The sequence below is a fragment of the Rhodococcus sp. P4_B6 genome (assembly GCF_056402215.1).
In genome coordinates this window covers 1-10,396 of sequence record NZ_JBFUHV010000238.1, presented here as the reverse complement: position 1 = coordinate 10,396, position 10,396 = coordinate 1, and the positions used below count along the sequence as shown (strand labels likewise).

At 67.9% G+C, this 10,396-nt stretch carries 8 protein-coding genes and 1 pseudogene; 7 read left to right on the top strand and 2 right to left on the bottom strand.

Going from position 1 to position 10,396, the window contains the following annotated elements; translation table 11 throughout:
* From AC1DWT_RS46390 to dnaE, 3 genes and pseudogenes are all read left to right on the top strand, one after another.
* Positions 1-200 (top strand): annotated as a pseudogene (locus AC1DWT_RS46390) (EamA family transporter RarD); the annotation flags it as partial.
* Positions 201-244: 44 nt separating this feature from the next.
* Positions 245-1,162: an EamA family transporter RarD gene (rarD, locus tag AC1DWT_RS46385; protein ID WP_206012653.1), complete on the top strand. Its 918-nt coding sequence runs from the start codon at positions 245-247 to the stop codon at positions 1,160-1,162.
* A gap of 98 nt (positions 1,163-1,260) precedes the next feature.
* On the top strand, positions 1,261-4,797 hold the full coding sequence (gene dnaE / locus AC1DWT_RS46380) for a DNA polymerase III subunit alpha (protein ID WP_072945321.1): 3,537 nt from the start codon (positions 1,261-1,263) through the stop codon (positions 4,795-4,797).
* An 18-nt stretch (positions 4,798-4,815) separates the two neighbouring features.
* Here dnaE and AC1DWT_RS46375 read toward each other — a convergent pair whose 3' ends face one another.
* Positions 4,816-5,052: a hypothetical protein gene (locus AC1DWT_RS46375; protein WP_072945318.1), complete on the bottom strand. Its 237-nt coding sequence runs from the start codon at positions 5,050-5,052 to the stop codon at positions 4,816-4,818.
* A 170-nt stretch (positions 5,053-5,222) separates the two neighbouring features.
* On the opposite strand from AC1DWT_RS46375, the gene AC1DWT_RS46370 reads away from it, so the two are divergent.
* Genes AC1DWT_RS46370 through ilvA form a run of 3 tightly spaced genes read left to right on the top strand, consistent with a single transcriptional unit; the run spans position 5,223 to position 8,882 of the window.
* Entirely contained in the window at positions 5,223-5,657 is a 435-nt protein-coding gene (locus AC1DWT_RS46370) for a nitroreductase family deazaflavin-dependent oxidoreductase (protein ID WP_072945406.1), read from the top strand.
* Between the two features lie 53 nt (positions 5,658-5,710).
* Positions 5,711-7,486 carry a pyruvate dehydrogenase gene (locus tag AC1DWT_RS46365; RefSeq protein WP_072945316.1) on the top strand — a complete coding sequence of 592 codons (1,776 nt, stop codon included), beginning with the start codon at positions 5,711-5,713 and terminating at the stop codon, positions 7,484-7,486.
* Between the two features lie 43 nt (positions 7,487-7,529).
* The gene (gene ilvA, locus AC1DWT_RS46360; RefSeq protein WP_072945404.1) at positions 7,530-8,882 is read left to right on the top strand and encodes a threonine ammonia-lyase IlvA; all 1,353 of its coding nucleotides are present in this window, start codon (positions 7,530-7,532) and stop codon (positions 8,880-8,882) included.
* A gap of 4 nt (positions 8,883-8,886) precedes the next feature.
* Here ilvA and AC1DWT_RS46355 read toward each other — a convergent pair whose 3' ends face one another.
* A complete protein-coding gene (locus AC1DWT_RS46355; protein WP_072945313.1) occupies positions 8,887-9,411 on the bottom strand; it encodes a TetR/AcrR family transcriptional regulator in 525 nt (174 codons plus the stop codon).
* 124 nt (positions 9,412-9,535) lie between these two features.
* Between AC1DWT_RS46355 and AC1DWT_RS46350 the strand changes: the two genes are divergently transcribed.
* A partial coding sequence (locus tag AC1DWT_RS46350; RefSeq protein ID WP_477925840.1) for an MFS transporter occupies positions 9,536-10,396 on the top strand: 861 nt, incomplete at its 3' end.

Below are 10,396 nucleotides of genomic sequence, written 5' to 3'. Positions count from 1 at the left end.
GGTCGGTGGAGATCCTCGCGCACCGCGTGGTGTGGACGCTCGCACTCATGTTCGTCGTCCTCGCGGTCTCGGGCCGGCTCCGCTCGCTGCGCGGGCTCAGCGCGCGCACCTGGCTGCTGGTCACGGCCGCGTCGACGGCCATCGCCGTGAACTGGGGCACCTACATCTACGGGGTCACGTCGGACCGGGTGGTCGAGACCGTCGCGCCCGGCCCCGACGACGGGGCCGTCCCGGGGAGCGGTTCGTGACGGCGCGGAAGGCGGAAACCGTGGGCGCCGCCTGCGGAGTCGGCGCCTACGTGCTGTGGGGTGCGTTCCCCGCGTTCTTCGGTCTGCTCGGCCCGGCCGGGTCGGTGGAGATCCTCGCGCACCGCGTGGTGTGGACGCTCGCACTCATGTTCGTCGTCCTCGCGGTCTCGGGCCGGCTCCGCTCGCTGCGCGGGCTCAGCGCGCGCACCTGGCTGCTGGTCACGGCCGCGTCGACGGCCATCGCCGTGAACTGGGGCACCTACATCTACGGGGTCACGTCGGACCGGGTGGTCGAGACCGCGCTCGGCTACTTCATCAACCCGTTGGTGAGCGTGCTGCTCGGGGTCGTGATCTTCCGGGAACGGCTCGTGCCCGCCCAGATCGTCGCGCTCGCCCTCGCCGCCGTCGCGGTGATCGTGATCACCGTCGACTACGGGCATCCGCCGTACATCGCGCTCACCCTGGCCGCCTCGTTCGCGCTGTACGGGCTGTGCAAGAAGGTGATGCCGCTCGATCCGCGGACGAGCCTCACGGCCGAGGGCATCGTCGCCGCACCCGTCGCGGTCGGCTATCTCGTGTTCCTCGCCCTCACCGGCGCAGGCACGTTCCTGGGGTTCGGGGTCGGGCACACCCTGCTGCTGATGGCCGCAGGCCCGGTGACCGCCCTGCCTCTGCTGCTGTTCGGCGCCGCGGCGCAACGGGTGCCGTTGCGCACACTCGGCATGCTGCAGTACCTGACACCGGCGCTGCAGATGGCGTGGGGCGTCGCCGTTCTCCACGAGGACATGCCCGCGTCGCGGTGGATCGGTTTCGCCCTGATCTGGGTGGCGCTCGCGATCTTCAGTACCGATGCGCTGGTGCGGGTCCGGCGCGAGCGGCGCAATTCCGCCCCGTCCCAGGCGCCCGTCCCGTAACTCGCGTCACGACTTCGCCGACACCCGCCGTCGGCGACCGGTGCTGTCGGTCCGAGGGCCTACACTCGTGAGGCTCCCAGACCTTCAGAGAGGCGCACGTGGCTGACTCGTTCGTACATCTGCACAATCACACCGAGTACTCGATGCTCGACGGTGCGGCCAAGGTCGGCCCCCTGTTCGAAGAGGCCGCGCGGCTGGAGATGTCGGCGGTGGGCATGACCGACCACGGCAACATGTACGGCGCCAGCGAGTTCTACAACGTGGCGAAGAACCAGGGCATCAAGCCGATCATCGGCATCGAGGCGTACGTCGCGCCCGAGTCCCGCTTCAACACCAAGCGTGTGCTGTGGGGCGACCGCAGCCAGAAGTCCGACGACGTCTCCGGTAGCGGCGCGTACACCCACATGACGATGGTTGCCGAGAACGCGACCGGTCTGCGGAACCTGTTCAAGCTGTCCTCGCTCGCGTCGATCGAAGGTCAGCTCGGCAAGTGGGCGCGAATGGACGAAGACCTCATCGCCACCCACCACGAGGGCATCATCGCGACCACGGGCTGCCCGTCCGGCGAGATCCAGACGCGGCTGCGACTCGGCCACGACCGCGAGGCGCTCGAGGCGGCAGCCAAGTGGCAGGAGATCTGGGGCAAGGACAACTTCTTCCTCGAGCTGATGGACCACGGGCTGTCGATCGAGCGACGCGTGCGTGAGGGCCTCCTCGAGATCAGCAAGAAGCTCGAGATTCCGCCGCTCGCCACCAACGACTGCCACTACGTCACGAAGGACGCCGCGGAGAACCACGAGGCGCTGCTGTGCATCCAGACCGGCAAGACGCTGTCCGACCCCACCCGGTTCAAGTTCGACGGTGACGGCTACTTCCTCAAGTCCGCCGCGGAGATGCGGGCCCTGTGGGACGACCAGGTCCCCGGCGCGTGCGACAACACCCTCCTCATCGCCGAGCGTGTCCAGCCGTACGACGACGTGTGGGCGCACCACGACCGGATGCCGATCTTCCCGGTCCCCGAGGGCGAGACGCAGGGCACCTGGCTGCGCAAGGAGGTCATGCGCGGGCTGGACCGCCGGTTCCCCGACGGACCGCCCGAAGAGTACCTGGCCCGCGCCGACTACGAGATCGGCGTCATCCTCGAAATGGGTTTCCCCGCCTACTTCCTCGTCGTCGGCGACCTCATCAACCACGCGCGGGAGGTCGGCATCCGGGTCGGCCCCGGCCGAGGCTCGGCCGCCGGTTCGCTCGTCGCCTACGCGATGGGCATCACCAACATCGACCCCATCCCGCACGGCCTGCTGTTCGAGCGGTTCCTGAACCCCGAGCGCGTGTCCATGCCCGATATCGACATCGACTTCGACGACCGCCGTCGCGGCGAGATGGTGCGGTACGCGACGGACAAGTGGGGCAGCGACCGCGTCGCCCAGGTCATCACGTTCGGCACCATCAAGACGAAGGCGGCCATCAAGGACTCCGCCCGCGTCCAGTTCGGTCAGCCCGGTTTCGCGATCGCCGACCAGATCACCAAGGCGCTGCCGCCGCCGATCATGGCCAAGGACATCTCGGTGTCCGGCATCACCGACCCGAACCACGAGCGCTACAAGGAAGCGGTGGAGGTTCGCGCCCTCATCGACTCCAACCCGGACGTCGCGAAGATCTACCAGACGGCCAAGGGGCTCGAGGGCCTGATCCGTAACGCCGGCGTCCACGCCTGCGCGGTGATCATGTCGTCCGAACCGCTGATGGACGCGATTCCCGTGTGGAAGCGCGCCCAGGACGGCGCCATCATCACCGGCTGGGACTACCCGTCGTGCGAGGCCATCGGCCTGCTGAAGATGGACTTCCTCGGACTGCGGAACCTCACCGTCATCGGTGACGCCATCGACAACATCAAGGCGAACCGGGGGATCGAACTCGATCTCGACACCCTCGCGCTCGACGACACGGCCACGTACGAACTGCTCTCGCGCGGCGACACTCTCGGCGTGTTCCAGCTCGACGGCAGTGCGATGCGCGATCTGCTGCGCCGCATGCAGCCCACCGGCTTCGAGGACATCGTCGCGGTGCTCGCGCTGTACCGGCCAGGTCCGATGGGCATGAACGCGCACAACGACTACGCCGACCGCAAGAACGGGCGGCAAGAGGTCAAACCCATCCACCCGGAACTCGAGGAGCCCCTGAAGGAGATCCTGGCCGACACGTACGGCCTGATCGTCTACCAGGAGCAGATCATGCAGATCGCGCAGAAGGTGGCCGGGTACTCGCTCGGGCAGGCCGACATTCTCCGCCGCGCCATGGGTAAGAAGAAGCTGTCGGTGCTGGAGGAGGCGTACGCCGGTTTCCGCGAGGGCATGCTCGCCAACGAGTTCTCCGAGCCCGCCATCAAGGCGCTGTGGGACACCATCCTCCCGTTCGCCGGGTACGCGTTCAACAAGTCGCACGCCGCCGGGTACGGCCTGGTGTCGTTCTGGACCGGGTACCTCAAGGCCAACTATCCGGCCGAGTACATGGCCGGTCTGCTCACCTCGGTCGGTGACGACAAGGACAAGGCCGCCGTCTACCTCGCGGACTGCCGCAAGATGGGCATCACCGTGCTGCCGCCGGACGTCAACGAATCGGAGGTCAACTTCGCCTCCGTCGGTGAGGACATCCGGTTCGGCATGGGCGCCGTCCGCAACGTCGGTGCCAACGTGGTGGGCTCGATCATCAAGGCGCGCAAGGAGAAGTCCAAGTTCGTCGACTTCTCCGACTACCTCAACAAGATCGACGCGGCCGCCTGCTCCAAGAAGGTCACCGAATCGCTGATCAAGGCAGGCGGATTCGACTCGCTGGGCCACCCGCGCAAGGGGCTCATGCTCGTCCACGCCGACGCCATCGACGCGGTGATGGGTACCAAGAAGGCGGAGGCGATCGGCCAGTTCGACCTGTTCGGCGGCGACGACGCCGACGAGTCGATCGCCTCGGTGTTCAACGTGAAGATCCCCGAGGAGGAGTGGGACTCCAAGCATCGGTTGGCGCTGGAACGGGAAATGCTGGGACTGTACGTGTCCGGGCACCCGCTCAACGGTGTCGAGCACGTGTTGTCGGCGCAGTCCGACACCGCGATCCCGACCATCCTCGAAGGCGACATCAAGGACGGCACCCAGGTCACCGTCGGCGGCATCCTCGCGTCGGTGAACCGGAGGATCAACAAGAACGGTCTCACCTGGGCGTCCGCGCAGCTCGAGGACCTGACCGGTGGTATCGAGGTGCTGTTCTTCCCGCAGGCCTACTCGGTGTACGGGATGGATGTCACCGAGGACTCCGTGGTGCTCGTCAAGGCGCGCGTGTCGATCCGTGACGACCGGATCTCACTCATCGCCAACGACCTTGCGGTGCCGGACCTCTCGGCGGTGGGGGTAGCGAAGCCGTTGGCGGTCAGTCTGCCGCTGCGTCAGTGCACCAAGGACAAGATCGGCGCGCTGCGTCAGGTGCTGACCCGCCATCCGGGCACCTCGGACGTGCACGTGCGGTTGATCGGCGGCACCGAGGTCACGTTGTGGAAGGTGGACGACGTGCTCCGGGTGGAACCGTCGTCGGCGTTGATGGGCGACCTCAAGGCGCTGCTCGGACCGAGCTGCCTGTCCGTCTGATCGCTTCGATGGGTGAGGCTACGAGCGCGGCGGGAAGAGCCGCCGCGCCCACCACACCACGACGGCGGCAGCGGCGGCCGTGAGAACGGCCGCCTGCAGCGTCTGGGTGACGACGAGGATCGTGACGAAGACCAGCAGCGCGACTGCCAGGGCCTCCAGCTTGTAGAGGGGCCACTCGGTGCCGGCCAGATCGACGGTCCGGGCGGGGGTGCTGCGGGGCACATCGCGGCGCACCCAAGCGTCGTGTGTCGTCATCGCAGGTCACCTCACTGGAGTGGGTCGGGGGAGCGGACGGCCCCGCGTGCGATCAGGGTACTCGGAATCCGGAGTTCGGCGCAACGAACAAACGGATGCGGTCCTTCGCATGCGCGCTGGTTCGGTGGAATCGGTGGCGGGCTCTCGCGGATCAGGTGTTGACTGGACGCATGCCACTCACAGGTGAATACGAACCCAGTCCGTCCAAGTGGGCAGCGGATCAGGCCGAGTTGATGGAATCCACCGACGGGGCCGAGGGCACGACGTTGGGCGGCAGGCCCGTCGTCCTGCTGACCACCCGGGGCGCGAAATCCGGCAAGATCCGCAAGACGCCGTTGATGCGTGTCGAGCACGACGGGACGTACGCGATCGTCGCCTCGCTCGGCGGCGCCCCCAAGAACCCGGTCTGGTACTACAACGTGAAGGCCGAACCGCACGTCGAACTCCGCGACGGCTCGGCGACCCGCGACATGGTGGCCCGTGAGGTCACGGGCGACGAGAAGGCCACGTGGTGGGAGCGGGCTGTCGCCGCGTTCCCCGACTACGCCGAGTACCAGACCAAGACCGATCGGGAGATCCCGGTGTTCGTGCTCGAACCCGCCTGAGTCTCGCCCCGCCGCTGTCGTTCGCCGTTCGACCGTCCCCGACCGGAGGCCCGATGAGAGCGAAAACCGTTGCCGATCAACTGGTACGTCAACTCCAGGACGCCGGCGTCCGGCGGATCTACGGAATCGTGGGCGACAGCCTCAATCCCGTCGTCGACGCCGTCCGGCGTTCGGGCGGGGCGGACAACGGCGGCATCGACTGGATCCACGTCCGGCACGAGGAGGCCGCCGCCTTCGCCGCGGCCGCGGAGGCGCAGGTCACCGGCAAACTGGCGGTCTGCGCCGGCTCGTGCGGGCCGGGCAATCTGCACCTGATCAACGGTCTCTACGACGCGGACCGGTCCGGGGCGCCGGTGCTCGCGATCGCGGCGCAGATCCCGAGCGAGCAGATCGGTCTCGGCTACTTCCAGGAGACCCACCCGGACCGGCTGTTCGTCGAGTGCTCCCGGTACACGGAGCTGATCGGAAGTCCCGCCCAGGCCCCGCGCGTCATGGCGTCCGCCATCGCGCATGCGACCGCGCTGTCCGGCGTCGCGGTGATCACCCTGCCAGGTGACATCGCGGACCGCCCCGCCGAGGGGCGGGCGCCGTCGGTGCCGCGCACGGCTGCGCCGTCGGTCGTGCCGGACCAGTCCGACGTGCAGGCACTCGCGGACGCCGTGAACGCGGCAGGGAAGGTCGCGATCTTCGCCGGGGAAGGGGTGCGCGCGGCACGCGAGGAGTTGCTGGGCCTTGCCGACGCGATCGGTGCGCCGATCGGTCACACCCTGCGCGGCAAGGAATGGATCCAGTACGACAACCCCTTCGACGTCGGGATGACGGGGCTGCTGGGGTACGGGGCGGCGCACGACGGGATGCACGGCGCCGATCTCCTGCTGCTCGTCGGAACGGACTTCCCGTACAACCAGTTCCTCCCCGACGGCGTCCGCACCGCGCAGATCGACCGGGCCGCACAGCGAATCGGCAGGAGAACGGACGTCGATCTGGCGGTGCACGGCGACGTGGAGAGCACGTTGCGTGCGCTCGTCCCGTTGATCCGGCGGAAGGACGACCGCCGATTCCTCGACGACATGCTCGAGAAGCACCGGATGCTGATGAACAAGGTGGTCGGCGCGTACACGAAACCGGCCAAGCAGCGCGTCCCGATCCATCCCGAGTACGCCGCGTCGATCCTCGACGACCTCGCTGCCGACGACGCGATCTTCACCACGGACACGGGAATGTCGAACGTGTGGACGGCGCGCTACCTGACGCCGAACGGCTCGCGGCGTTTCCTCTCCTCGGCCCTGCACGGATCGATGGCGAACGCCCTGCCGCACGCGATCGGCGCCCAGGTGTGCGCGCCCGGCAGGCAGGTGGTGTCCGTGTCGGGCGACGGCGGGCTGTCGATGCTGCTGGGGGAACTGGTGACGGTCGCGATGTACCGGCTCCCGGTCAAGGTCGTGGTGTTCAACAATTCCACTCTCGGCATGGTCAAGCTGGAGATGCTGGTGGACGGGCTGCCGGATTTCGGGGTCGACGTCGCGCCGGTCGACTATTCGGCGGTGGCGTCCGCGCTGGGCATCTTCGCCCGCCGGATCGAGGATCCGGCCGACATCGAATCGGGTCTGCGTCAGGCGTTCGATCACGACGGACCGGCCCTCGTCGATCTCGTCACCGACCCGTTGGCGCTGTCGCTGCCGCCGACCATCACGGGTGGGCAGCTCACCGGTTTCGCACTGGCGTTGTCGAAGATGGTGATGAACGGGGGTGTCGGCGAGGCCGTGAAAATGGCGAAGTCGAACGTCCGGAACGTGCCGCGACCGTCCCAGTTCGATCCGCGCGGCTGAACCCGACTGGTATCCCATGGCCGGAGAGTGGGAACATATCCGGGTGTCCACATCGCCCGATACCGCAGCCCAGAACATCACCTCGCCCCTGACGGTGGGCGATATCGACGCGGCTATCGAGCGAATTTCCCACGTGATCGACGCCACCCCACTGCAGTGGAGCGACCGCCTGTCGACCCTGACCGGCGCGAACGTCTACCTCAAGCGTGAAGACCTGCAGGTCGTGCGCTCCTACAAACTTCGCGGCGCCTACAATCTCATGGCCCAGCTCGACGCCGCCGAGCGTGCCGCCGGAGTCGTGACCGCCAGCGCAGGCAACCATGCGCAGGGCGTCGCGTTCGCCTGCCGCACAATGGAAATCACCGGCCGCATCTACGTCCCGTCGAGCACACCCAAGCAGAAGCGTGACCGCATCCGTGCGCACGGCGGCGAGTTCGTCGAGCTGATCCTGACGGGGGAGACGTACGACGCCGCCGCCGCTGCGGCCGCCGCCGACGTGCGGCGGACGGGCGCGACGATGGTTGCGCCGTTCGACGACGCCCGGACCGCGGCCGGTCAGGGCACCATCGCCGCCGAGATCCTCGCCCAGCTCGGCGCGGCCCCCGATTCCGTCCTGGTCCCGGTCGGCGGCGGCGGGTGCATCGCCGGCATCGCCACCTACCTGCATGCGCACGCACCGCGCACGGCCATCGTCGGCGTGGAGCCGACGGGAGCGGCGTCGATGACGGCGGCCCTGGTCGCCGGTGGTCCCGTGACGTTGACGGAGATCGACCCGTTCGTCGACGGCGCGTCGGTGAAGCGGGTCGGCGACCTGCCCTACGCCGTGGTCTCCGCCCTCGGCGCCGAGGTGGTGACGCACACGTCGCTGGGCCAGGCCGGCGGGGCGTCCACGATCCGGCTCGATCCGGAGACGTTCGTGATGACCAACCTCGACGAGGGCGCGCTGTGCACCGCGATGCTCGAGCTGTACCAGAACGAGGGCATCATCGCCGAGCCCGCGGGCGCCCTGTCGGTGGCGGCCCTCGGGAACATCACGTTCGAACCGGGTTCCACGGTGGTGTGCCTGATCTCCGGCGGCAACAACGACGTCTCGCGGTACGGCGAGATCCTGGAACGCTCGCTGGTGAATCTAGGCCTGAAGCATTACTTCCTCGTCGACTTCCCGCAGGAGCCGGGCGCGCTCCGCCGCTTCCTCGACGAGGTGCTCGGCCCCGAGGACGACATCACCTTGTTCGAGTACGTGAAGCGCAACAACCGGGAGACCGGCGCCGCCCTGGTGGGTATCGAACTCGGTAAGGCCGAGGGGCTCGGCGAGCTGCTCGAGCGGATGGAGCAGTCCCGGATGCAGGTGGAACGCCTGGAGCCGGGGAGCCCCGCCTACCGCTACCTCACCTGAGCCGCTACTTCTGCAGCAGCCGCGCGACGACCTTCGTGTACAGCTCGGGCTCGGGCATGGGGAGCCCGAGCAGAGCGGCCAGGTAGATGCCGTCGCCGACGAGGCGCACGATCTCGGCCTGCACGGGATCGTCGATCTCGCTCTGGAGACCTTCGTCCCAGCCGCGCATCACTTCGGTAACGGCCTTCTGGATCTCGTCGTGCTGACCGTCGACGCTCCGTAGCGCGGCGATGGTCGAACGATAGAGGGCGAGTTCCTCGGTGGTGCTCGCGTCGGGAACCTGGAGATACCACTCGGACAGCGAGGTGCCGCCGGACACGGCGTCGGCGAGCTGGGCGTCCGCCCGCTCGCCGAGCCGGCGCACCATCGCGGCGAGAAGCGCTTCCTTGCTGGGGAAGTGGTAGAGCAGTCCGCCCTTGGACACCCCGGCCTCCGCAGCGACGGCTTCGAGGGTCACCTGGGCTATACCCACGTCGAGCAGCAGCTTCTCGAGGGCGTCGAGTATTCGATCGCGCGTACCGGCAGCCATGGTGAGGGACTGTACCCGGGAAATAACTTTACCGTCCGGACGGTTCACGGTAAGGTAACGAAAATGTACCGGCCGGACGGTTCATCACGCTGCCGGCCCCAATCGGAAAGTCGCAGGAAGATAAATGTCTGTCTCCACGGATCGCGGGATCAACGACGCCTACGGCGCGCCAGGTCAGTCCTCCGCATCACGCCGAGACTGGCTCGGATTGGTCGTCCTGGCCTTCGCCGTCCTCCTGATCGCCGTCGACGGCACGGTGCTCGACCTCGCACTGCCGTTCATCAGCGCCGACCTCGAGCCCAGCAGCACGCAGCTGCTGTGGATCATCGACGTCTATTCCTTCGTCCTCGCCGGACTGCTCATCACCATGGGCACGCTCGGCGACCGGATCGGGCGGCGCCGGCTACTGCTCCTCGGCGCCGCCGGATTCGGTATCGCCTCGCTGATCGCGGCATGGGCGCCGACACCCGAGATGCTGATCGCAGCCCGTGTGCTGCAGGGAATCTCGGGTGCCACCCTGATGCCCGCGACCCTCGGCCTGATCCGCACGATCTTCGTCGACCCGCGCCAGCGGACCCTCGCCATCGGCGTGTGGGGAGCGATGGCCGGTGGCGGCACCGCGGCGGGCCCGCTGATCGGCGGCTGGCTGCTCGAGCACTTCTGGTGGGGCTCGGTGTTCCTGATCAACATCCCCGTGATGCTGGTGCTGATCGCCGTGGGACCGATCGTGATTCCCGAGTCGAAGGACCCCGCGCCGGGACGGTTCGACCTGCTCAGCGCGGCGTTGTCGATGACGACGATGCTGCCGCTGGTGTACGCGGTCAAGGAGACCGTGGTGCACGGCGTCGACCCGGTGCTCCTCGGCGTCGGTCTCGTCGGTGTCGTGTCGGGTGTGGTGTTCGTGCGCAGGCAGAAGTCGATGAAGGACCCGATGATCGACATCGGACTGTTCGCGAAGCCCGCGTTCTCGACCCGCGTTCTCGAC

Excerpts from the sequence above, each read along its gene's own strand:
- AC1DWT_RS46375 (WP_072945318.1), bottom strand. The coding sequence starts at position 5,052 with ATGACGACACACGACGCTTGGGTGCGCCGCGATGTGCCCCGCAGCACC.
- AC1DWT_RS46370 (WP_072945406.1), top strand. The coding sequence starts at position 5,223 with ATGCCACTCACAGGTGAATACGAACCCAGTCCGTCCAAGTGGGCAGCG.
- AC1DWT_RS46365 (WP_072945316.1), top strand. The coding sequence starts at position 5,711 with ATGAGAGCGAAAACCGTTGCCGATCAACTGGTACGTCAACTCCAGGAC.
- AC1DWT_RS46355 (WP_072945313.1), bottom strand. The coding sequence starts at position 9,411 with ATGGCTGCCGGTACGCGCGATCGAATACTCGACGCCCTCGAGAAGCTG.